This is a genomic window from Psychrobacter sp. SCQQ22 (assembly GCF_015864605.1).
GTDB lineage: Bacteria > Pseudomonadota > Gammaproteobacteria > Pseudomonadales > Moraxellaceae > Psychrobacter > Psychrobacter fozii.
This window is the reverse complement of sequence record NZ_JADYWZ010000002.1, coordinates 283261-308127: the sequence shown is the minus strand read 5'-3', so window position 1 is coordinate 308127 and position 24867 is coordinate 283261. Positions and strand designations below refer to the sequence as shown.

Genomic DNA, 24867 nt, shown 5'->3' with positions numbered 1-24867 from the left:
GACAAATATCCAAAAAACTGTTAAAAACCTCTAATAACCGTATACCTAAGACTTATCTTTATTCTAAAAATGAAGCTATTTCATGCTTTGCCCAAGTCTGATACTCGCAGCAATGTTTACAGCCGTGGTTTCAATATTGTCATAAGCCTGCCTGAGTACGTTTTCGATGGTATCTACCTTTTGGATACTGGGCATGACGACCTCGAATTGGCTAGTCTGAGCAGGTTTTAATCCGTCAACACTGCCGCAGATGGCGATGACAGGCGTATTATTGGCTTTAGCGATATGACTGATACCACCAGCGACTTTACCCATGGCTGTTTGTGCATCGAGCTTGCCTTCGCCAGTGATAACCAAATCCGCATCGGCAATATGCTGTGACAACTTGGTCACTTCAGCGACCGTATCAAAACCCGATTTCAGCTGCGCGCCACAAAAGCTCATCAACGCATAGCCAAGACCACCGGCTGCGCCAGCACCTGCGACTTCTTGACAGTCCTGATGGCTGTTCGCGCGAACAGCTGCAAAATGGCTTAAGGCTTTATCCAAATCGTTAACTTGTTGTGGAGATGCACCTTTTTGTGGTCCAAATATAGCACTGGCCCCTAATTGCCCACATAGTGGATTGGTCACATCACACGCCACTTCAAACACGGTATCTACCACTTTTGCATGGAAACTTGTATCATTGAGTTTGTGTAACTTGGCAAGCTCACCACCGCCTTGTGCTAATGGACTGTCATTAATATCATGAAATGTCATACCCAATACCGTTAGCATACCAAGACCTGCATCATTGGTGGCACTACCACCCAGCCCGATAATAATACGCTCGGCGCCTTCATCTAAAGCATCGGCAATCAGCTCACCGACACCGTAACTACTAGCAATGACAGGATTACGCTCTGCGATGGTCAGTAGATGTAACCCACAAGCTTGAGCAATCTCGATAACTGCTGTGGCATCAGGCAATAATAAGTACTTTGCAGTAATGGGTCTCATGAGTGGGTCGTGTACCACCACTTCTTTCCAGCGTCCGCCTAATACATAAGACAATACTGCAGAGGTGCCTTCACCGCCATCAGCCATGGGCAATAACGTATAGTCAGCATTTGGAAACACCTGACTAAAACCAGATTGAATGGCGCGGCAAACATCCAATGCTTCTAAGCTTTCTTTGAACGAGTCGGGGGCGATTAAAATCTTCATGAATGTCTCTCTGGGTATTTTTGAACGTCTTTTTTGATATTTCAACGAATGTGTTAAATGAACACTGTTAAATAAATACTAAAGTTAACAGCCAGATAAACACAATACTGGTCACACCTTGAATACCAGTCGCCATCGAGTGGGCTTTGTATGCTTGTGACACACTCATGCGGCTAAACTGACTGACAATCCAAAAGAAGCTGTCATTGGCATGTGAGATAGTCATAGCGCCTGCACCAATTGCCATCACACAAAATACGCGACCCAGCTCACTGTCTAGACCAATTTGATCCAATAACGGTGCAACCATCGCAGAGGTGGTGACTAGTGCTACGGTGGTCGAGCCTTGTGCCGTCTTTAGTGCAGCAGAGACGATGAATGGCATAAAAATACCGAGTCCCAACGCAGATAGTGTCGTGCCCAAATAGTCGCCGATTGGTGTTACTTTTAACATGGCACCAAATGCACCACCAGCACCAGTAATCAATAAAATAGGAGCGGCTACGACCAGACCTTGTGAGATGCTGTCACTGATCTGCTGTGTTTTTTGCTCAGTATTGATAAGTAAGAATGACAAAAACAGACCGATGAGCAGAGCTGTTAGTGGATTACCAATGAATACTAAGATATCTGTCAACGTGCCACTACCAAACGGTGCGCTTGGGAAGTTGGCAACAGACGATAGGCAGATCAATACGATAGGCACGATAATGGGTAAAAACGCCATCGTTGCTGACGGCATATTACTATAGTCGTCACGCGTTTTCATATTTTCGGGCAATGTCACGGCTGGTGCATCCAGCGCATCTATATTGTCAGGCGTCACATTCAGAAAACGGTTGGACCACCACCAGCCAGCCAATACAGCAACGGCTGTCACGACCACACCGACCATGATGACCAAACCTAGATTGGATTCTAATCCTAAGTTGCCTGCCGCTGCAATCGGACCTGGTGTCGGTGGTACGAAAGTATGGGTTGCGTACAAGCCAGTTGCTAAGGCAATACTCATCGCCACACTAGATACTTTTAAACGCTCGGCCAACGTCTCTTTTAATGAGTTTAAGATGATGTAGCCTGAGTCACAGAATACAGGTACTGAAACGACTGCACCGACGATAGACATGGTCAAAGTAGGGAAGCGTGGCCCCAAAACTTTGATAACGGTTTCTGCCATCACAATAGCCGCACCAGTTTTCTCAAGGATTAAGCCGATAATGGTACCGAATACAATTACTAGACCGATATAACCTAAGATACCACCAAAGCCATCAGAGATTGTCTTAGCGACAGTATTAAGTGGTACTTGGTAGAATAGTGCTACCAAAAATGCGGACAAAATCAACACTAAAAAAGGATGCCACTTTAATTTTGCGGTAGCGAAAATAATAAAAAGAATGGTCAGCACAAGCCAAAATACAATCATTACTGTCTCAATATGGTTTATATCTTAATGGATTATTCACGCGAACAGGCATCAATAACGATACGAAATTTTAAAGGGGCACATTTTATAGTAAATAGACGCGACTAGGAAATACATTCGTGAAATATATGGGGTTGTCGATAAGGTTTTTACGATTTACTAGGTATAGCGAAGAGGTAATACATATATCTTAAGATACTTTTATGAGGGTTATTAGCTTATAGAACAGTGATTATTGAATTTTAACCAAAAAAACTGGCCATTTTAAATGACCAGTCGTTGTGCACAGCATGTTCAAAGCAGTATTTAGTTGGTAATTACGCGATTTTATCGAATCGTGCTTTATTACCTTCTGCTACTATTGAGTCGAAACTCACACAGATACCTTCTTTATCTAATGTTGCGTACCAATGGTCGTCATTACTACCTGTCATTAGTTGAAAATACTTATCGTTGACGATTCTACCCACGGTATATATCTCACCTTCTGAGTACACGTCATTACCTTTGATACATATTAATTTGTCGTTAGTGTTTATCATATTATCGTACCTTATTATTATCTACAACTCGGAACCAGTAGATTAGATATGGCTATAATAGCAATTCACTGCACGATAATATAGATGCTTTATATATGGTATCTTGTTGTTAAGTATAAGTTTTTTTGGATATTTATTACGGCTAGTTACTGGATTATGTCATTGCAGAAATCATTAATAAAAGGACAGTTATCACGGTGTTTGAAAGGAAAATATTGTTTGTTTAAACCTCAATTTCAATTAATAGTAGACTACTATCGTAAAGTGCAGACGTAAAAAAACCAGTGACATAACATCACTGGTTTTTTATGTAGACTGAAACTAGATATGCTAAAGATTACTCTTCAGAATAGTCTTCGCTTTCATCTGCAACGTCGTCTTCGTCATCATTGTTACCTTCTTCAGAAAGAATAGTAACTAAGATGCTAGCAGTAACGTCATGATGTAGCTGAATATCAACATTATATTCGCCAACTTGACGTAAAGTGCCTTCAGGAAGCTTGATTTCAGCACGGTCTACTTCTAGACCTGAGTTAGTCAATGCTTCAGCAATATCGCGAGTACCGATAGAGCCGAATAGCTTGCCTTCGTCGCCTGATTTAGCACGCATGATGACATTAACGTCAGTTAGTGCATCAGCACGTTCTTGAGCAACAGCTACTTCTTTCGCTTCTTCAGCTTCAAGTTCAGCACGACGTGCTTCGAACTTTTCAATGTTAGTTTTAGTAGCAGGTAGTGCTTTACCCAAAGGGATAAGAAAGTTACGTCCGTAACCTGGTTTCACATCGACGGTTTCACCGAGTTTACCAAGGTTGACGATACGCTGTAACAAAATAATTTGCATGAGTCATTCCTAGTTAATTAACGGTTAACCCTGATGGTTATCAGTGTATGGAAGTAGCGATAAATAACGAGCTTGCTTGATAGCAGTAGCTAGTTGACGCTGATATTTAGTAGATGTACCGGTAATGCGGCTTGGTACGATTTTACCATTATCACTGATATACTGTTTTAGCAATTCAACATCTTTATAATCGATGTGAGTGATGCCTTCAGCAGTGAAACGGCAGAATTTGCGACGGCGATAGAAACGTGCCATGAGTATTCTCCTTTAATTAGTCTTCACTGTTGTCGTTGTCGTCGTTATCGTTTTCACGACTGTCTGGACGACGAGTAGTTGCTTTGCGTGCGCGTTTTTCATCGGCATTCTTGGCTAACTGCGACTCTTCAGTGACAGCGTCGTCACGGCGCATAACTAGACTACGAATGATCGCGTCGTTATAACGGAATAATTCTTCAAGTTCAGCTAAAGTTTCACCGTCAGTTTCAATGTTGAAAAGAACGTAATGAGCTTTGTGAATCTTGTTGATTGGATATGCCAATTGACGGCGGCCCCAATCTTCTAAACGATGGATAACACCGTTGTTGTCTTGAACTAACTTGATATAGCGCTCAACCATGCCGACCACTTGGTCGCTTTGGTCTGGGTGTACAAGTAACACCAGTTCGTAATGTCGCATTATGACTCCTTACGGATTAGTAGCTATTAACCCTATGTTAATAGCAAGGAGATTTATAAGGTAAGCCCGAATCCTATCAAATTTTATAAAAAATAATGAGGAATAAGCTTAGTTTATAAAGCGCCGTATTATAACAGTACTTAGCCATTAACACAAAGGTTAATCTCTACGGTACTGTCAATAAAATATAAAAATGATGAATATGTCTTTACCAATAAAAAAAGCAACGATCGTACGCTGCTTTTTTATTATATATAAGACATATCAATAATAACCAAACTAACAAGACGGTTATTTTATTTTTGGCTCTTTCACTATCTGACTGCTATCTGCTTTTACGACTAAGGTTTTAGCAAGTTTGTCATGCCAACCAATATTTTCAGGGCTTTTCGATGCCATGTAATAGTGAATAGCAATAATCACAAAACCTAAAAAGCTTGTGAATGAGAATAGCAAATTATAGATAATAAATAGCAGCAATGTACGCATGCCGATGAGCTTGATAAAAGAAGGCAGACGATGCGTGGTTTGATCCACGACGCGAATACCTGTAATCAGCTTGCCCAGTGATTGACCACGCATGGTGATGAATACTAACTGTAACGCAAACAAGCCAAAAACCATGACTTGCGATATCATCAATGTGCTGCTAGGAAGGCTCTCCATCAGTGTCATTGAGTATTGATAAGCCGCGTCCATATCTTGGATGTTTTGGAATTTAGTGTAATCCACATCCATTTTAGTCAATGCCATGACTAGCGGAAAAATGGCCAAGATATAAAGCAAACCATTAAGTGCAGTTGCCAAGACTCGTGACATGATGGGGGCAAGGACAACATTACCAACGACTTTGTCTTTGCTCGAGGTAGCTTTACTGTTAGTAGATTTATTCAATGACACATTGTTGTGCGGCGTATGATGACGATTGGTTGTCATGTCTGCTTTCGCGTCTTTACTGGTGTCTTTTGGACGTTCAGGCTTACCATATAATCTATCTAACGATACTGACTTGCCGTCCTGTGCATCATTGACGTTATCTTCAGGAAAAACGGTAACGTTATTGATGATAGAGTCATTGGCCTGAGGGCTATTAACGTTGGTCGGTCGATAAACCGTTTGGTTATTGGTTAAGTTACCGACGCGCTGCCATTGGTCTAGGCCGTCATGCCATATCAAATCGTCTAGCAATACTTCACCAGAGGTTAGCATGATATTGAGCTGATCCAAACTATATGGCCCAGCTTGTACGTTATTTCGAGCAAGGAAAATCTGCATAATTGCCTGCATAGTTAGTCATGTCTTCGTACATTATATTAGGGTCTATTTGAAAAAATCAAATAGACCCTAATGGTGGTACTCTTAGTGACTGTGTAAATGACCGCTACGAATGAACGTAAGGGCTTACTTTGAGTCTTCACCAGCCAAGAATAACCAAGTATCTAGTACTGAATCTGGGTTCAATGATACTGAGCTGATACCTTGTTCCATCAACCAGTAAGCAAGATCTGGATGATCTGATGGGCCTTGGCCACAGATACCGACATATTTGTTTTGCTTACGGCAAGCATCGATAGCCATAGTCAACAGCTTCTTAACCGCAGGATCACGCTCATCGAATAGATGTGAGACGATGCCTGAGTCACGATCTAGACCAAGTGTCAACTGAGTCAAATCGTTAGAGCCGATTGAGAAACCATCGAAGTATTCTAAGAACTCTTCTGCCAATAGCGCGTTGGTCGGTAGCTCACACATCATGATGATGCGCAAACCGTTTTCACCACGTTTCAGACCGTTCTTCTCAAGTAACTCGATGACTTGTGCTGCTTCGCCAACGGTACGTACGAAAGGAATCATAATCTCGACGTTGGTCAAGCCCATCTCATCACGTACGCGCTTCAGTGCTTTACACTCAAGCTCGAAGCAGTCACGGAAGTTGTCAGACACATAACGACTGGCACCGCGGAAACCAAGCATTGGGTTTTCTTCTGATGGCTCGTATAACTTACCACCAAGCAAGTTAGCATATTCGTTAGATTTAAAATCTGACATACGAACGATGACTGGCTGATCCATAAAGGCAACGGCTAGCGTTGAAACGCCTTCGACCAATTTATCAACATAGAAGTCAACAGGTGAGGCATAACCAGCGATACGCTCTTGGATAGCTTGTGATATTTCACGTGGCAAGCTGTTCATGTTTAGCAACGCTTTTGGATGCACACCAATCATACGGTTGATGATGAACTCTAGACGCGCAAGACCAATACCTTCGTTTGGCATTTGCGTGAATGAGAATGCGCGATCTGGGTTACCAACGTTCATCATTACTTTGAATGCTAGCTCTGGCATCGTTTCAACAGAGTTGGTTTGTACTTCAAAGTCAATTTGGCTCTCATAAATGAAACCAGTATCGCCTTCAGCACAAGAAGCAGTCACATCTTGACCGTCAACCAACAGCTCAGTCGCATTACCACAACCAACGATAGCTGGAACACCTAGCTCACGCGCGATGATAGCTGCGTGACACGTACGGCCACCACGGTTAGTGATGATGGCAGAAGCGCGCTTCATGACTGGTTCCCAATCAGGATCGGTCATGTCTGATACGAGTACGTCGCCTTCTTGTACTTTGTCCATCTCGTTTAAGTTGCTAACGATACGTACTTTACCTGAACCGATACGTTGACCGATTGAGCGGCCTTCGCATAAGATTTTTGCATCAGTCGTGTTGATGATATAGCGTTCCATGACATTGCTGTCTTGGCGGCTCTTAACCGTCTCTGGACGTGCCTGAACGATAAAGATTTCGTTAGTATCGCCGTCTTTTGCCCACTCGATATCCATTGCTTGACCGTAATGCTTTTCGATCGTTACGGCTTGTTTGGCAAGAGAGGTTAGCTCTTCAGTAGAGAGGGAGAACTGCATGCGATCTTGTTTTTCAACATCGACAGTTTTGACTGATTTGGCAGTACTGCCTTCATCACCATAAATCATTTTCTTATGCTTGCTGCCTAGGTTACGGCGAATAACCGAAGGTTTACCGTTGGCTAGCAATTGTTTTGAGATATAGAATTCATCTGGGTTAACCGCGCCCTGTACGACCATTTCACCTAGGCCATAGCTTGACGTGATAAATACCACTTGATCAAAGCCACTTTCAGTATCTAGCGTGAACATCACACCGGCTGCGCCAGTTTCTGAACGTACCATACGTTGTACGGCTGCAGATAGTGCAACACCTTCGTGCTCAAAACCTTTGTGTACACGATAAGAGATAGCACGGTCATTGTATAAAGAGGCAAATACTTCTTTAATAGCGATTAGAACGTTATCAATACCGCGAATGTTTAGGAATGTCTCTTGCTGACCAGCAAATGAAGCATCTGGTAAATCTTCGGCAGTCGCAGAAGAACGTACAGCAACAGCGATGTCTTCGCCGCCACTCATGGCTTCAAATGACTGACGCACTTCTTGCTCAAGATCTTTTGGCAGCTCTTGCTCAATAATCCAAGTACGAATCTTTTTACCAGTTTCTGCAAGTTTTTTTACATCATCAACATCTAACGTCTTTAGTTCGCTGTTGATTTTGTCAAGCAGGCCAGTTTCATTCAAAAAGCGGTTAAACGCATTTGATGTGGTGGCAAAGCCGCCTGGTACACTAACACCCAAATCAGACAAATGGCTGATCATTTCACCTAATGAAGCGTTCTTACCGCCGACCATTTCAATGTCGTCTTTTCCTAGCTGATCAAGATTGATTACAAGTGCTGTAGATTGCGCTGCCATGATAACTCCAGAAAATAAGGTTATTTAGTAAAGATTATAACGGTGGATTATACCGCTATATTTTGAGAATTTCGAGGGCTTAAATCAAAAAAATTGTTAAAAACACACAAATTATGGCATTTGCTACATAATTTATGGCAAGTATCACAGATTTTACTTTTTAGAGTTTTTATGAAATATAAGTAAAAGCTGATATAAATGCCATTTGATAATCATTTATGGGTTTATAAATAGAGGGTTTGGGAGTGAGGAAAAAGTGGGTTAGCAGCTACTCATAATAAATACCTATATATAGTAGAAAGTACTAAAGCGATACAAGTAAGAAGGTGAAGTGAGCAGACCTATGGACAGCAATTAGGACATCAAAAGTAGTGTGGGTTTCTAAGTGTGCGCCTGTAACATTGATTTCTATTAGGTGGCTATTATGCGTATAATGTAGGGCATCAAGAATGTAGGCCTGCCATTATATATGTGTCGACTTTTAGTGCTTATATCGAGAGTTAGATGAGTCTAAAGTAGATTGAAAATAAAAACCAGATAAAGATTACCATGTGTGTTTCTAATTGAGGTGTCAACGTTATGTACTCAAGCAATCCATCTGAACCAGTCAAGTCCACTATCCAAAATCATCATGCACTGAATTTGGACAGCTCTCAAACGGTTAGAACGGCATTTTTTATCTCAGATGGTACGGCGATTACAGCTGAGACACTTGGCCGTGCTATCTTGAGTCAGTTTGCTTCGATACCCTTTGAGACACGCGTATTGCCCTATGTGGACAGTATTGAGCGTGCAGAGGATGCCGTTGAGCAAATCAATATGGCTTATCAACGAGACGGATTTTTGCCTTTAGTGTTTGATACGATTGTTAACCCTGATATTCGTGAAAAAATTAACGCAGCACAAAGCTGTAATTTGGATATGTATGAGGGTTTGATTGGGCGTGTCGCAGAAGAGACAGGGGTAGAGCCAGATGGACATTCAGGTCATGCCCACGATAATGTCGATTCTGAGACCTATAAAGAACGTATTGACGCGGTCCATTTTGCCTTAGACAATGATGATGGTGCACGTACACGTCACTATAATGCAGCCGATATTATTTTGGTTGGGGTCTCTCGCTCGGGCAAAACGCCAACATCTTTATACTTAGCATTACAGTTCGGTATTCGAGCAGCCAACTATCCTTTGACCGAAGATGATTTGTACGACAATCAATTACCAAAAGCATTGCGTGAACATAAAGACAAACTGTTTGGCTTGCTCATCGATACCGATCGCTTGGTAAAAATCCGCCAAGAGCGCCGTGCAGGCAGTCGTTATTCGAGCTATCAGCAATGTCAGCAAGAGCAGCGCGCGATACAAGGCATTTATATCACTCATGGCATTCCAAGTTTGGATGTGTCTGAGATGTCCGTTGAAGAAATTGCGACTCGTATTTTACAGAAGACAGGCCTTAAACGTCGTATTGGTTAAGGGTTCGTTTAATCAAATCAAATGTTAATCGATTTGACCATAGTCGGTTCAATATAATCTCATTATCATATAGAGAACATTATGAGTTCAGCTTACAAATCTAGCAAAACCCCTTTATTATTGGCGAGCTTACTGAGTGTAGCGACATTACTGACGGCTTGTCAGACGTCGCGTGAGCCAGTACCTGAGCCACGTTATGTGCCGTCTATCGTATTGGGTGATGCACAAACGTTAACGATTATGCCAAATCGGGTGGCCTGTGCCTCTGCATTACCGATGCAGTGTCTGCTGGCCAAGTCCAAAGATGGTAGTGTGTTTCAGATTCCTTACGATTGGATTGAAGATTTTCAGCCAGCGCTCGGTACTGAATATGTGATCAGTGCTCGCCCGCAGATCGATGAGGGAAAGCAGAGTCTCACTGGGTATTGGACATTACAAAATATTGTGTCACAACGTATGGTGAGCAACCCTCAATAATGTGACTCTGACTCATTTAACTATTGACTCACTCACGGTCTAGATATCAAATAAACCAGTAAATATAAAGAGGATACGATGGGAAGTAAAAAACCAAGCGACGCGACTAATGATATCGGTGAAGATACCCATACCGAAGTATCTAATAAAGCGGATGGTCACATACCTAATCCTGAGCACACTGAAGGCAAAAATAAACAACAAAACATTGAACAGACTCACGAGCAAGTCACTGATGATTTTATACATCATCCTGATCTTGTGAATCCACTTGATGACACACGAATCGATGTCAAATCTGGTTTTGCCAAAGACTCTCGCCGCCTAAAAAGCGATGATCATGCATATGAATATGACGCAGTTATTTTAGGAGCAGGCCCTGCTGGTGAAGCTGCTGCCATGAAGCTGACTAAGTCTGGCAAAAGAGTCGTAGTTGTTGATCCGCGTGACCAAGTGGGCGGTAACTCTACTCATGTGGGTACCATCCCGAGTAAAGCGCTGCGCCAATCAGTATTTAACTTGATCAACTTTCGCCGTGATCCGATGTTTACCAAGGCGATGGAATATAAGCAAGTACCACTAAATGAAGTGCTGGCCAAAGCCCGTCAAGTAATACGTCGTCAAGTCAGTACTCACACACGATTCTATGAGCGCAACCGTATTGAAGTGATTCAAGGGTGGGCAAGTTTCGTTGATGAGCACACGCTACGCATTGAAACCGATGACAATGTTTTTGAAACCATTACTTTTAATAAAGCCATCATTACCGTCGGTAGCCGTCCTTACCGTCCTGACATTCTAGACTTTGATCATCCACGCGTTTTTGATTCTGACAAAATCCTGCAAATGGATTATGTCGTCAAAAAAATCATCATTTATGGTGCAGGCGTGATCGGTTGTGAGTATGCGTCTATCTTTACCGGTCTCGGCTATAAAGTTGACTTAATCAATAACCAAGATCAGTTGCTCAATTATTTGGATAGCGAAATTAGTGATGCCATCGCGCATGACTTTAGACAATTTGGCGTGCTCATCCGTAGTAATGAAGAGATTGATTACCTTGAGACACACGATGATTATGTAGTCTTGCACTTAAAGAGTGGTAAGCGCATCAAATCTGATGCCATTCTTTGGTCAAATGGTCGCTCAGGTAATACAGAAGGCTTAAATCTAGAAGCCATTGGTCTAAAAGCCAATAGCCGTGGTCAGCTGAAAGTCGATGATACTTATTGCACAGGTATCGAAAATATCTATGCCGCTGGTGATGTGATTGGTTGGCCGTCTTTGGCATCTGCTGCCTATGACCAAGGGCGATGTGCCGCTGCCTTTATGGTAGGCGACGATGATGCTGAGCCAGTATCTAGCGTACCGACTGGTATTTATACGATTCCAGAAATCTCTTGTATTGGTAAAACAGAGCAAGAACTGACGGATGAAAAAGTCCCTTATGAAGTGGGTCAGGCATTCTTTAAACATCTGGCACGTGCACAAATCATCGGTGAACGTTCGGGTGTCCTAAAGATTTTGTTCCATCGTGATACGCTAGAAATCTTGGGTATCCATTGTTATGGTAATCATGCGTCAGAAATTATTCATATTGGTCAAGCCGTCATGAAGTGTAAGAGCAATAACACGCTTGAGTACTTTGTGAATACGACATTCAACTATCCAACGATGGCGGAAGCCTATCGTGTTGCGGCATTGAACGGTTTGAATCGCGTCTTTTAAAACAAGCTTATTCAAATAAAGTCATATCAATAAAAAAGCGCCTGCTACTATATTATTAATAGTGCAGGCGCTTTTTTGTGGCTTATTTATTAATCTAAGCATAGCTCAGAGTCTGTAATCCAAGCATATATGCAGAACTTTTAATAGAGCTATGTTTTATGCGACTGTCTGACTTTGTTTATCAGTGTGATACCAAAGAATAAGCATAAGCAGCATAAAGTAAAATAGCCATAGAGCGGCAAGTGCATAAAACCCAATAGCGACCTGTGAGACGCTTGCACCCATTTGGTTAAGCTGTACCGATGTGTTGACGCCAGGTGTCGTGGGTATCAGCCAGCGTATAGCTTGTAAAAACGCGGGTAATTGGTCAGCCGGCCACGGATAGCCACTGATAAAAAACATGGGCAAAGAGCTGAAGATGAGAATCTGCATACCACGTTCACGTTGGCGAAACCATAACCCCAATACACAGCCAAGTGTTGCCACGGTTGGACAAAATAACAGTAGAAACAATAGACTACCGAGCATGTTCTGTCCGCGCGGATAGTGATGCAGCTCAAATGCCCAGCCATAATAAAAGCAGCCGATGATAAAGCTGCACATACTAAGCGCTGCAATACGACCCAGCCATCCACGGATAGTAGTCCTATGACGACGTTTCTCATACCATGTGCCAATCAACATCGTCGTTGACATCAAAAGCGTTTGTTGCAAAATCAGAATAGAAACGGCTGGCACGACGTATGCACCATATCCTTCAGTTTGGTTGTATAAAGGTATAATTTGCAATGGTACGGCTTGGGTATTGGCCGTCGCGGTCGTTGGATAAATGCCTTGAGCCACGCTTTTCTTAACCTCGATACCTGCTGACACCGTACTAATGGCTTTCAAAAATCCCATCTGGACATTTTTATTTAATAAAAAATAACCACCATTGCCCAATACACTGACGCTGGCCTTTTTGCCAGACATGACTTGTTGCTCAAGTCCGCTTGGAATGACCATATATCCAGCGATTTCATCTGACCATATGGCGTCTTTAGCATCTTGCTCATTTAGAAAACGCTCTGTATCTAATTGCGGGCTAGCGCTCGCATAACGAACGATAGTCCGTGACATATTGCTATTGTCATAATCAATAATGCCAACGGGCACATGATTGATGACTTCGGTTGAGTAGGGCCAAGGATAAAAGAAACCGTAAATCATAGGAGCAATCATCAACAGTAAAAGAACACCTTTGTCAGTAAAGATATCTTTTAGGGTTTGCAAAAACCCACCAAGAAAATTCTGCGTCTGTGCGTGTAATTTTGCATCAGTCGTGGACGCATTCTCTTTCGGTGAAACTGGCATTAGCGTGCTCCCCAGCGTTCAGGATGTGCCAACGCACGTTTGGTCAATAATGTGGTCAGGAGCATCGCAATCGTCGTGGCTAGGGTAAGTCCATAGACAATCGGTAATGACACCGCAGCAGGCGCATGCATTTGTAACTGTGCAATATGCAATTTTAAGTAATGGGTAAGCGGGAGCACATCTGACCAATGCTGAGCATTGTCACTGATGGCGATATACGGAAAAGTCACACCCGCAAATGCGTAAGACGGTGCGGAAATAAAACCGGTAGAAGACAAGCCCATGCGCAGTGAAAACGAATTCAACGTTAAGATAGCACCGAGAAAGAACGAGAGCATCATCAATAGTAAGAGACCAATATAAGTGGCAACAATCGAGCTAATAGCAACGGACGCTTGCGGTGCAGCGAACCAGATTGCCAACATCGACCAGATACTATAAGCCAATAATGGCCAAAAATACTTGCCCAATAATCCAAACAACAATATTGAAATACACACTTGTCTGGACTGAGTGCCATTCTCAGAAAAGCCTGTTTTTTCATTAGTAATGTCATACTGATTGTCATGCTGGTTTTCATCAACATTGCTATTAGTAATAACATCGTACCAGTGACCGATTTTCTTATCACGTAGCTCACGGCCTATCGTCGTTGCACCAATCACCATTGCCAAGATATGCAGCAGGGCAGGAATGACAGTTGAGGCCAAAAACTGTTGATAGTTGGTCGCAGCATTGAACAGGCTGATACGTTGTATGCTAATCGGCGAGTAGGCAATTGCCGCTTGTGAGGGTGCCATACCTTGCTTAACCAAACGCTGTATCTCGACACCTGCTGACAATGTGCTAGCAACCGTTTGCACGCTGGTTTGAATAATGCCCGAATGCGTACCGTACTGCGCGTTTACTTGCAACACCAACGGGGCGGGCTTGCCAGATAAAATATTACGAGAGAAGTCTTCAGGAATAATGAGGACTGCATAGATATCGCGTTGCAAGATAGCGGCCTCTGCATCAGATTCTGAGGCATAAAGCTGTTTTACCATCAGCGTCGGACTGGCTTCTAAGTATCGTACAGCCGTATTGGCAACTGGGCTGTTGTCTCGGTCAATGACTCCAATGGGCAAATCCGTAATTTGAGTTTGTGAAAATATCCACCAAATCAGCAGCACCGTTGCTAATGGTATCCAAACTACCATGGCTAAATCCCACGGATTTTTGGCTAAAAACCGTTGCTCATAGGCCGCACTACGTAAAAAAGCCCCACTTAGCTTGGTCAGGCGCATGGGCTACTCTGGGCTTTTATTAGTAAGAGTAGGGTTGATGCGCACAACGACACTCATACCTGAGCGAATCCGTGCATCAGGCGTCGTTGGGCGTGCTTTTACCTCAAAAGTACGTACATCAAACCCATCATCATTATTGGTCGGACGCCAAGTGGCAAAGTCAGACAATGTCGAAGTGGCGTAGACCGTAAACTGCTTTGTATAAGGTTTATTTGCCGAGGATAGCGCTGGAATCGTCCCCGTAAACTGCTGGCCAATTGCCAACTGGTTCAAATACGTCTCAGTGACGTTGAGCACGACCCACTGATCACTGGTATCGACCAACGTGAGCAGTGGCACACCTTGACCGATGACTTCGCCAGCATTCACAATGACATTGTCCACGATACCTGCTATTGGGCTTCGTAAATTGGCTTCATCTTTTGCGACTAGGGCTTCATCGAGTTTTGCATCGACTTGTGCCACTTGTGCGGTGGCAGCTGATTTGTCTTCACTACGTGCGCCTTCCATCGCTAAGTCGTATTGCAAGCGTGCTGCTTCCGTTTGGTCTTGGGTAGCGAGATATTGAGCATAGGCTTCATCGCGTTTTTGTCGTGCCATTAGTCCTTCTTCATACAAACGGTTGACACGTTGATAGGTGTTTTCTGCCAAGTCCGATGCCGCTTTATTGGCTTGCCATGCCGCTTTTGCTTGAGCGATTTCTTGTGGGCGGGCGCCATTCTCTGCTTTATCTAACTGGCTTTGTGCCATTTGCTTGCCAGCACGTGCTTGATCAATTTTGGCATTAATCTCAGGCGAGTCCATTTCAATAAGCTGTTGACCAGCGGTGACAGCATCACCCTCGGTGACCAAAATCTTAGAAATACGCCCCGGTACTTTTGCAGCGATGGACGTTTGCTGCATTTGCATCTGTCCTTGTAAGGTGATCACTTCAGGTTCACTGTGCTGGTTGCTCTTATATAGACCGTAAGCCACCATGCCTAATACAATCAAAATAAATAGTGCTAGAAGCCCCTTTTTTATCATGGCAGATTTATCAGCTTTTGCTGCATCGCGCTTATAGTGAGGCACTGTCTGCTCTTGTTGAGATTCAGGTATATCTTCTGCAGCATCAACTGAAGTTTGGCCATCTTGAGAGACTACTGGCTCGGTTGAATCAGCTGATTTTTGTGAGTGGTCTGATTCGTTTGGAAATTCAGTCATGACGGTGAGATTCCTAAAGCAACAAAGTTGAAAATAAAGGGTTTATAATTCGGGCGTGTCATCAATTAGCACATTAATACATTTAGTAGCCTTAAAATGGCTAAATTTTGCTAAACATCGTCAGTAATTTTGTCAATATATTCATATTAATGGCAATTCCTTCCTTGTTTATCTACAGTTTTTCTCATTTTTAGCCTCAGAATCAGAATCTAATTGATGACACGGCCTAGTAAACACGGGTAGCATAAGGTTTGGCACTTTCTATGGCTTCAGAATTAAAAATCGCACCAAAGGCCACGATAAATGCTGAATAATAAAGCCACAGCATAATGACCACAGCCGCTGAAAGCGCGCCAAACTCAGCACTATAGTTATTAAAGTTCTGTACATAAATTGAAAATATGACAGACAATAAAATCCAAAGAACGGTGGCCAGCGCTGCTCCTGGCACCAATTTCTTTAGCGCTACGGCATCACGGTTTGGTGCTAGGCGATACAAGCCTAAAAAGCTTAAAAATATGATACCTGCCAATATCGGCCATCGGCTCCAAAGCGCAATGGTCTTAGCTATCTGAGGGAAAGGAAAATAGGCCGCCCCCAAAGGTATGATAGCAATAGAGGAAACCGCGATAATCAACACAACTACTGCTGCAAGGGTCAAACCAACGGCTCTGATGGTGCCTTGTATAAAGCCGCGCTCTTGAGTGATATGAAAGGCAAGATTGATCAGAATAATTAAAAACTTGATACCTTTAGAGCCAGCATAAAGAGCGAGTAAGCTCGATAAAACAAGGCTGAGCGTTAGTGTAGACGTGGTGCTAGAGACCAAGTCGCTCAGACGTGAATTTAGGATTTCATATACTGTATCAGGTATAAATGGCTGTAAAAGCGCAATCTGTTCTTGCATCTCAGCGGGTGAAAATGCGAGACCATAAAGCAGTACAAATACCGCCATTACTGGAAAAATGGAGAGAAAACCAAAAAACCCCACGCTCGCGCAATGTGCCCAAACATTAGAGCTGTTCGCGATACGCCAGGTTTCTAGTAAAGTCTGTAGCCAGCTATTTGTTGATGTAGAAGTTGGTTCTTTCATAAGACAGGTATTCGCAATAGGCTGATTAATTAATTACTCATATCAAATTATTATTCGTTATATAAAGTCGGCAATTGAATGTCGGCAGCATTCAGATAAGCGTTAAACGCGAGAGGCGTGCCGCAGCTTTGCATGAGCGCCGCCAGCGACTGTACGTAGCTGTTTGCTGCTTGTGCTTGTTCCGTACGTGCTTTGAGTGACTGTGTCTGAGCCTGCACCACTTCGATAGGGGTATTCACGCCTTCTTGCAGCCCCAATCGGCGTAAACGCAGTACTTCTGCAGCCAGATCAACATTGCTTTGTAATGCTTGATAACGTGATTGAGCATTGTTGACATCGTGCCAGTTTTTTTCTACTAATAATAATAGATTGTCACTGACTTCAATTTCAGACAAATCTGCTTGGCGGATTTGGGCATTGCTCGATGCCAGCGATGCCGTTTTATCTAGTCCGCCCCATAATTTCCAGCTTGCCGAAATACCAGTAACCCAACTAGGGTCTTTTTCAACTTGACTATAGCCATACAGCATGACAGTAGGCTTGTAACCCGTATCGGACAGTGCGTGTAACTGCTGTGCTTGCGCACGCTTGGCCGCTACTTTTTGTAAACCTGGATGATTGGTCAGTGCCAAATCTTGAAAGTAATTTACATCTGGTAAGGGACGACTAGAGACAAATAGTGGTGTGGTAGGTTTGATGCGATATTCGGTACGCAATAGGCGTTGCAAGGCCATCATCGCAAGGCGTGCATCATTGTTGGCATTGACGGATTCGCTTTTTGCATCGGCCAGTGCAGACTGTGCTTCTAACCGATCAACACGAGAGATGAAGCCTTCTTCAAACAGTCGCTGAGCCATATGGTCAGTCTGTTGCAGAGTATCATAAGCATCTTCGCGTAAGTAGGCCGCAATGATAGCCAACTGCGCTTTGAAATACCGCTCAATCAACGTGTTATATAGCTCATTTTTATCCAACAAGCTGTCTGCGACGGCTTCTTGAGTACGAGCATCAGAAGCGCCTATTAAGGCAGTTGTGCGTCCAGCGGTATAGATAGGCCATAAGACACCAAGTCCTGCACCCGATGTTGAGCCCGAGCGTTTTATATTATAAGAATCTGGGATACGCTCATCAACCAATCCATCAAAATCGGGCAAGTTTGGTATAGCTGGGACGATGCTGTCTATTTCGCTGACAACACCACTTTTGAGTGATGATAAATCAACATCAGTGTCCAGATGGTAAGCAGTCGCTGATACTCGTGCAAATACCAATGGGTTGTCTAAGGTGCTTAGCGCATCAGTCTGATAATCACTGGCGGCGATTGCTGCTTGATTGGCAGCGATTTTCGGCGATACTTGTAATAAAATATTTTGGGCTTGTTCGAGACTCAATAAGCTAGGTACTTCTAAAGAATAACTATCATCGATACTTTTATGAGTAATTGGGTCGATAACCGTAGATAGACCAATTGGTTGCTGAGCTTTATTCAGTTCTTGGTTTGTAGTAATTGAGCTGTCTTGGGCACGGGTTTTTTGAATATCGCTTGGATAGTCGGCATCAGTAATTTGTGTCACATTATTCTGGAGCTCAGTATTACTCTCGTTTGCGCTTGCGACATTGGATGCCGCTGAAGCTATAAGCGCAACCATCATCACCGAATTAGATAGAGTCGATAAAGCAAATTTCATAAGTCACATAAGCCATTAATTAGAGTGCAAGGTGTTTTGGTGTCAGATAACGTCTTAACTATAGCGAAAGTATGAACCATTGTAGCTATTTACTGATGGAGAAAAGCCGAAATACCAGTCTATTACAGAGACCAGAACTTTGTTATCAATAACAAAGCGTACACTGTAGTGCCACAATGGTGACGGGTCAATGCTCAATATTCTCCTGTTTTCTATTGTATAGTCAATAGCAGTATGATAGAGAGCTGATTTAGTTTTAAAATATTCGTTTATAAGTAATGTGATAGCGAATACCATGGGTGGCGTATTTTTAGGTTTGAGCGGATTAGTATTCAATAATTATTATTTTTAAATGACATTATTAGGTAATGTAAGCAGTAATACGTAATGAATGATTGAATCATTGCACCAATTAATGAATCGTATAAACAATACCAGTAGAAGGTGGGTGGCATGGCAGGATACATTTTGGCTTTAGATCAAGGGACAACATCGAGTCGCGCGATATTGTACGATGACCATGCACGTCCGATAAAAATGGTACAGCAGCCGACAACGCTGCAAACACCCAAAGCTGGATATGTCGAGCAAGATGCCCAACAAATTTGGCAGACTCAGATTAGCTGTGCACATGATGTGATCAATCGGGCAGGCCTACTTGCTACCGATGTCGCCAGTATTGCGATTACCAATCAGCGTGAGTCGATTGTTATTTGGGATAAGCAAACGGGTAAGCCCTTAGCGCCTGCTATTATTTGGCAAGATCGCCGTACGGAGCGCTATTGTCAAACATTGGCTGTGGAAAAGGTTACTAATGATAGCGATGAAGACATGGCAAGTGAAGTACAACGTATCACAGGCTTACGTCTAGATCCTTATTTTAGTGCCAGTAAAATTGCTTGGTTGCTCGAAAACAATCCCAAATTGAGCGTGCGTGCTAATAGGGGTGAAATCGCGGTCGGTACGATAGACAGTTGGCTTATCTATAAACTGACTGGCGGAGAGCATGTCATTGATGTGACCAATGCTTCTCGTACGTTACTATATGACATTCATAAACTGGCGTGGTCACAAGAGTTGTGTGCGCGGTTTGCCATACCCATGAATATCTTGCCTAAAGTCCTACCATCCGACGGTGATTTTGGCAAAACTAAAAAAGGATTGTTTGCCAAGCAAATACCCATTCAGGCTGTACTGGGTGACCAGCAAGCAGCGCTATTCGGGCAAGGCTGCCTCGATGCTGGCATGGCAAAAAATACTTATGGCACAGGGTGTTTTATGCTGATGAATATTGGCCAAAAACCAAAACTCAGTGAGCATAAATTATTGACAACCATCGCGTGGCAGAGAAAAGCTGTGCCAATTCGTCCAGAAAATTTATCGTTTGATCAAATCGTGCAATCAGGCAAGCGTATGCTACAGCCACCCAAAAAAGAAGTGACCTATGCGTTAGAGGGTAGTGTGTTTATGGCGGGCGCGATCGTCCAATGGCTGCGCGATAATTTGGGTATGATTCAAAAAAGTAGCGATGTTGAAGATTTGGCAAGGCAGGTAGACAGTAGTGAGGATGTGGTTTTGCTGCCAGCATTTACCGGACTAGGCGCACCTTATTGGCGCTCTGATATCAGCGCGAGTATCACGGGCATGAGCCGTGGCACTACTAAATCTCATATTGCGCGTGCAGCTCTAGAAGCAGTGGCTTATCAAACTTACGATGTCCTTATTGCTATGCAAAAAGACAGTCCTCATCCGCTGACTGAGCTAAGAGTAGATGGCGGCGCTGCCAACAATGACTTGCTGATGCAGTTTCAGGCTGACTTACTTAATGTACCAGTACTACGCCCGAGAGACACAGAAATTACTGCCAAAGGCGCTGCGTTACTGGCAGGTCTAAAAACTGGACTATATGACGAAGCAACGATGCGAGCATCATGGCAAGTTGAGCGGATTTTTGAACCTACAATGTCCAACGATATTCGTGAGCAACACCTTAATAAATGGCGACAAGCTATTAATCGAGCATTAAGAACGATATAAACGGTTGAGTAGTATCATCAAAGCCCTATAGTTATTTAACGGAAGATTACTTAACGTTGTCGAGTGTTCTACAAAAACATTATAAAGATACAGGCTGTAACGCAACGCAATCGCAACTTGGACACAGTTTACATAACCTATCTATCTGTTGTTATCTATAAATTATTATACTTTAGTCGAATTAAGCAAACGTGCTGATTCTTCAGAAATTGGTAAAATTACAATTTCAAGATTCATAACTTAATAGATAAGTACTTAAGAAATAGGCACTTAATAAATCGAATATATAATAAACAATTAAGGATAATAATATGAGTAACCATGACAGTATTGATCGCAGTGAAGTAAAGCATATGTCAAAAGAGGCAAAGCAAGACCTAAATGCTGACATCATCACTGGTGAGCCAGGCTCACATCCACTAGGAACAGGTATTGGTGGTGTAGGCGGTGCAGCGGCAGGTGCAGCTATTGGTACAATGGCAGGTCCACTGGGTACCTTAATCGGCGGCGCTATTGGTGCTATCGTTGGCGGCGGCGCTGGACATGCAGCAGCAGAAGCTATCGATCCTACCCATGAAGAAGCTTACTGGCGCGCAGAGCATGCCAATGCGGATTATTACAAAGAAGGCTATGACTTCGACCGTGACTTACATCCAGCTTATGCAGTAGGCTATGCTAATCGTGCTAACTATCCCGTAGATGCTCGTTTCGAAGATCATGAATCAGAGTTAGAGCGTTCATGGCATGAAGTAAAAGGCGAGTCGCGTATGGAATGGAACGATGCACGTAGAGCATCACGTGACGCATGGAACCGTGTATCATAATGAACAATATAGCTATTCGTATTAATTAGTGAACTAAAATCAACTAGGTGAAACTAACAGCATATTAAGTGTAAGTAAGCACACAGTGTGTAAGCTTGCACTCTTATGACCAGATTGAGTAAAGTTGTAGATATTGCTCTATTAACATACATAATAACTTGAATTTATGCATTTTCGAAGCTCTCAAAGATTTCTTTGGGGGCTTTTTTGCTGTATATTGTTTGTTATATATGCATGTTATTTCCAAAAAACACTATTAAAAACAAATGTTAAGAATAATAATAGTAGGTAATCCATGACTAATAATATAAAAGAGAATAATTCAAAGCAGTTTTATATAGCCACGGCTAATTTGCTAAATTTTGCTAATCCAGATCGTATTTATTACGAGAATGCCCCCGCTTATAATAGTGATGAGTATGAGCACAAACTACAGGGTATTAGTGATTTATTATCAAAAGCACATGCTGATATCATCGCTGTGCAAGAAGTATGGGATAGTAAAGCGCTCGAAGCATTGGCAGTATCGTTAGGGTTTAAGGCGGAGCATGTGGTCATTCCATTGGCCAGTAATGATATGTCGAGCCCTTATACCCAAGGCAAAGGGGCACAGAACACGCCTGCTGTTGGCATTATCAGCCGTTTTGAACAGCTGGAAAGCAGCTTGTTAGAAGAGATTTTACCTGAAGCGGTGATTGAGGTTCCTGATATAGGTCCTTATCAGCGATTTAATCGTCCGCCGTTGGTGGTACGTGTTAATGCCTATGGTCAACCAATAACGATTATCACTGCTCATCTTAAGAGTAAGCGTGCTTTTTTCTTACGCGATGAAAATGGCAGTTTGTTAGAAGATATGGATGATCCTAATATTAGAGTCCGTGCCAAGCTGCGCAGTCTATGTATGCGTGCTGCAGAAGCCGCTTCTATTCGTATGTCTATTATAGAGCGCTTGCAGCATACTCATGAGCCATTGATTTTATTGGGTGATATGAATGATGTCACTGGTAGCGTCACCACTCAATTAATGGCGGAAACGGGTGAAGTCAACTATGACAAAAGCATGCGCGATATCGCATTGTTTGATGCTGCTCGAATTCAATCACGTTATGGCTGGATGAAAGATGTGGCATATACCCATATCTATCAAGGCATGCCAGAAGTGATTGATCAACTATTTGTTTCAGAAGAGTTTTTACCTGACAGTAAGTTTTCACTTGGTCAGGTTGAACGGGTGGACTATTTTAATGACCATTTAAAATGGGATTATGCAGATAGAGTCATCGATCATGGTATTATAAGAGCGAAAATAAAACTTAATAATTAGTTTTATTATATTAAATTGCACTAAATGGTCAACTCTATTAGATTGTTGATTTACACATTATTTTTTAACCCATTTATCTCCCTTGCTTGATGGTGTACAAGCGTTTATGATGCGTCTCCGTTAGATGTAGTAGCGCTCGCATTGACGCTATATTACTCACTAATAGGATGTAATTCTTTCATTTCGGATAAGTATTATCCAATGAAAATTGTATTTATAAAACAGGGTGTAACCTTAAGAGACTTATAATGAGCGAAAATAAAGACGAAAAGATTGAAGATGTGTTGGTAGACTCGGAACTGGCAAAAAAACTTGTACCGAATAAGTTTAAGTTTACGAGTCAGCAAGGCCGTGCGCGCCGTCAAAAATTGTTGGCTGGTGCCAAAAAGTTGAGCGAAACGCTACCAATTAATGATATTACCTTGGCTGCTGTCTGTGAAGAAGCGGGTATACCAAGAGCATCTGCTTATCATTTCTTCCCTAATATTGAAGCCATATTTTTAGCATTGCGCTTTTTGAATGCTATTGAAATATTAGAAATCGTAGAGACGGTTGATGTTGGTAATTATGATAGATGGCAGGGCTATCTAACCGCACTGATTGACCAGTGTGTGACGATATTTCATAATGATGAAACAAAAGCAAAGCTCATTTATGACACCAACACGCCTGATTTTGAAGGTGATAGTTTTGGTGAAGACATTAATCATCAAATCGTTGATTTGGTTTACAAACGTCTATCAGAACGCTATGAGATGCCAGGTTTCCACGATATCCAAGATACGTTGTTGATTGCTTATAGTATTGTCAATTCTATATTTACATTGTCTTATCGCCGTCATCAGAAAATCACTGATGAGTATATCCAAGAAGCGAACACTGCATTTATTGCCTATTTACGTTGCTACTTACCAGAGAAGCTACCACGTAAAAAAGTATCAGTGTAGACCCATCGCCTTAAGAATGTATAGAAAAAGCCGACATAATATGTCGGCTTTTTTGTGTTTAAGATTTTAATAATTCCATTATCAATGAATATGGCTATGATTGCTTTATGAAACTGGGGTCAACACTTGCCCTTGGCAAACATCATCACCCGTGTCCAAAGGCGCATATTGCTTATAATAGCGGACGATTAGCTGTTCTAAATTTACATTGGTTTGTGAGTCGTGCGCGTTTACATAAGCCTCACGTGCTTGTTCAAGCCAGCGGTCTGCCATACGAAAATGCATACTTGACTCTCGCCAGCCGCGCTCACATTGATTGGTGGCTGCCCAAATGAGAGCCACTTCGCTAAATGCTATCTCACGTGGTGCTGAGGCGATACCATCACTATCTTTAAGAGCATTTAAAGTTGCCCATAAATCAGGTCGCATAAGAGCAGAGTTTGAAGGTATGTCTTGATGTAGTGCGATGTTTTGTATCGTATCAGTCTCTAGCGCTTGCAGTATCGACTCGGCCATTTCTGTCGCTATACGACCAGCAGATGATTTGCTATTCATACTGTCTTGATGAATAGCGTAGTTTAGCCATCCTTGTGCCTGGTAAGCAAAATACTGTTGCTGCACAGTTTTATCAGCTTGTTGGTAAAATTTTAGCTGATCTACCATACAGTTCAGGACGCGTTGCTCATTACTTTGGTATCTATAAGAAGGCTCTTGGTAGTGAGCATTACTACGACAGTCAGTAATGCTATGTTTATCTGTGATCTGTACAGTAGCACTGTCTGCCAAAACAGGTGAGACAGTTGTTAGCAGTACTGTTGCCGACAGTGCAGCATATATCGGCTGTTTGCGAGAAATGGTTTTAATTACAGATGTAAACATGGTGCAAACCTTATATTAAGGTAATAAGTATTGATATTTAGCATCATTATGGCTAGAACTATGACCTAT

At 42.5% G+C, this 24867-nt stretch carries 21 protein-coding genes; 7 read left to right on the top strand and 14 right to left on the bottom strand.

The window, feature by feature from the left end:
* Positions 1-75 precede the first annotated feature (75 nt).
* From I6E84_RS04020 to ppsA, 8 genes are all read right to left on the bottom strand, one after another.
* Positions 76-1209, bottom strand: a complete 1134-nt coding sequence (locus I6E84_RS04020) for a glycerate kinase (RefSeq protein ID WP_197216304.1) — start codon at positions 1207-1209, stop codon at positions 76-78.
* Positions 1210-1276: 67 nt separating this feature from the next.
* A complete protein-coding gene (locus I6E84_RS04015; protein WP_197216303.1) occupies positions 1277-2635 on the bottom strand; it encodes a GntP family permease in 1359 nt (452 codons plus the stop codon).
* Between the two features lie 317 nt (positions 2636-2952).
* Positions 2953-3177, bottom strand: coding sequence for a hypothetical protein (locus I6E84_RS04010; protein WP_197216302.1), 225 nt, complete (start codon positions 3175-3177; stop codon positions 2953-2955).
* 337 nt (positions 3178-3514) lie between these two features.
* Positions 3515-4021, bottom strand: a complete 507-nt coding sequence (gene rplI, locus I6E84_RS04005; protein ID WP_197216300.1) for a 50S ribosomal protein L9 — start codon at positions 4019-4021, stop codon at positions 3515-3517.
* A gap of 24 nt (positions 4022-4045) precedes the next feature.
* The gene (gene rpsR, locus I6E84_RS04000; protein ID WP_010198808.1) at positions 4046-4276 is read right to left on the bottom strand and encodes a 30S ribosomal protein S18; all 231 of its coding nucleotides are present in this window, start codon (positions 4274-4276) and stop codon (positions 4046-4048) included.
* 16 nt (positions 4277-4292) lie between these two features.
* Entirely contained in the window at positions 4293-4697 is a 405-nt protein-coding gene (gene rpsF, locus I6E84_RS03995) for a 30S ribosomal protein S6 (RefSeq protein WP_045446907.1), read from the bottom strand.
* A 291-nt stretch (positions 4698-4988) separates the two neighbouring features.
* A complete protein-coding gene (locus I6E84_RS03990) occupies positions 4989-5972 on the bottom strand; it encodes an RDD family protein (RefSeq protein WP_227681290.1) in 984 nt (327 codons plus the stop codon).
* Positions 5973-6098: 126 nt separating this feature from the next.
* On the bottom strand, positions 6099-8483 hold the full coding sequence (gene ppsA, locus I6E84_RS03985; protein ID WP_197216296.1) for a phosphoenolpyruvate synthase: 2385 nt from the start codon (positions 8481-8483) through the stop codon (positions 6099-6101).
* A gap of 579 nt (positions 8484-9062) precedes the next feature.
* Between ppsA and I6E84_RS03980 the strand changes: the two genes are divergently transcribed.
* From I6E84_RS03980 to sthA, 3 genes are all read left to right on the top strand, one after another.
* On the top strand, positions 9063-9959 hold the full coding sequence (locus tag I6E84_RS03980) for a pyruvate, water dikinase regulatory protein (RefSeq protein WP_110923067.1): 897 nt from the start codon (positions 9063-9065) through the stop codon (positions 9957-9959).
* Between the two features lie 81 nt (positions 9960-10040).
* On the top strand, positions 10041-10436 hold the full coding sequence (locus tag I6E84_RS03975; protein WP_197216294.1) for a DUF4377 domain-containing protein: 396 nt from the start codon (positions 10041-10043) through the stop codon (positions 10434-10436).
* A 78-nt stretch (positions 10437-10514) separates the two neighbouring features.
* The gene (gene sthA, locus I6E84_RS03970; protein WP_227681289.1) at positions 10515-12164 is read left to right on the top strand and encodes a Si-specific NAD(P)(+) transhydrogenase; all 1650 of its coding nucleotides are present in this window, start codon (positions 10515-10517) and stop codon (positions 12162-12164) included.
* Positions 12165-12320: 156 nt separating this feature from the next.
* Here the strand turns inward: sthA and I6E84_RS03965 are convergent, their stop codons facing one another.
* The 5 genes from I6E84_RS03965 to I6E84_RS03945 form a co-directional block, all read right to left on the bottom strand.
* Complete coding sequence (locus tag I6E84_RS03965; RefSeq protein WP_197216292.1) at positions 12321-13517, bottom strand: ABC transporter permease; 1197 nt, start codon at positions 13515-13517, stop codon at positions 12321-12323.
* Complete coding sequence (locus I6E84_RS03960) at positions 13517-14803, bottom strand: ABC transporter permease (protein ID WP_197216290.1); 1287 nt, start codon at positions 14801-14803, stop codon at positions 13517-13519. The genes I6E84_RS03965 and I6E84_RS03960 overlap by 1 nt, the downstream gene beginning before the upstream one ends.
* A 3-nt stretch (positions 14804-14806) precedes the next feature.
* Entirely contained in the window at positions 14807-16006 is a 1200-nt protein-coding gene (locus I6E84_RS03955) for an HlyD family secretion protein (RefSeq protein ID WP_197216288.1), read from the bottom strand.
* A gap of 226 nt (positions 16007-16232) precedes the next feature.
* Positions 16233-17099, bottom strand: coding sequence for a YihY/virulence factor BrkB family protein (locus tag I6E84_RS03950; protein ID WP_197216286.1), 867 nt, complete (start codon positions 17097-17099; stop codon positions 16233-16235).
* A 50-nt stretch (positions 17100-17149) separates the two neighbouring features.
* On the bottom strand, positions 17150-18787 hold the full coding sequence (locus I6E84_RS03945) for a TolC family protein (protein ID WP_197216284.1): 1638 nt from the start codon (positions 18785-18787) through the stop codon (positions 17150-17152).
* Between the two features lie 453 nt (positions 18788-19240).
* On the opposite strand from I6E84_RS03945, the gene glpK reads away from it, so the two are divergent.
* The 4 genes from glpK (at position 19241) to I6E84_RS03925 (ending at position 23919) form a co-directional block, all read left to right on the top strand.
* Positions 19241-20824 (top strand): glycerol kinase GlpK, encoded by a 1584-nt coding sequence (gene glpK / locus I6E84_RS03940; protein ID WP_197216282.1) that lies wholly within the window; start codon positions 19241-19243, stop codon positions 20822-20824.
* A gap of 311 nt (positions 20825-21135) precedes the next feature.
* Positions 21136-21648, top strand: coding sequence for a hypothetical protein (locus I6E84_RS03935; RefSeq protein WP_194197425.1), 513 nt, complete (start codon positions 21136-21138; stop codon positions 21646-21648).
* A gap of 295 nt (positions 21649-21943) precedes the next feature.
* A complete protein-coding gene (locus I6E84_RS03930; RefSeq protein ID WP_197216280.1) occupies positions 21944-22972 on the top strand; it encodes an endonuclease/exonuclease/phosphatase family protein in 1029 nt (342 codons plus the stop codon).
* A 248-nt stretch (positions 22973-23220) separates the two neighbouring features.
* Positions 23221-23919, top strand: coding sequence for a TetR/AcrR family transcriptional regulator (locus tag I6E84_RS03925; RefSeq protein ID WP_197216278.1), 699 nt, complete (start codon positions 23221-23223; stop codon positions 23917-23919).
* 105 nt (positions 23920-24024) lie between these two features.
* Here I6E84_RS03925 and I6E84_RS03920 read toward each other — a convergent pair whose 3' ends face one another.
* Positions 24025-24798, bottom strand: a complete 774-nt coding sequence (locus tag I6E84_RS03920) for a hypothetical protein (protein ID WP_197216276.1) — start codon at positions 24796-24798, stop codon at positions 24025-24027.
* Between the last annotated feature and the right edge of the window lie 69 nt (positions 24799-24867).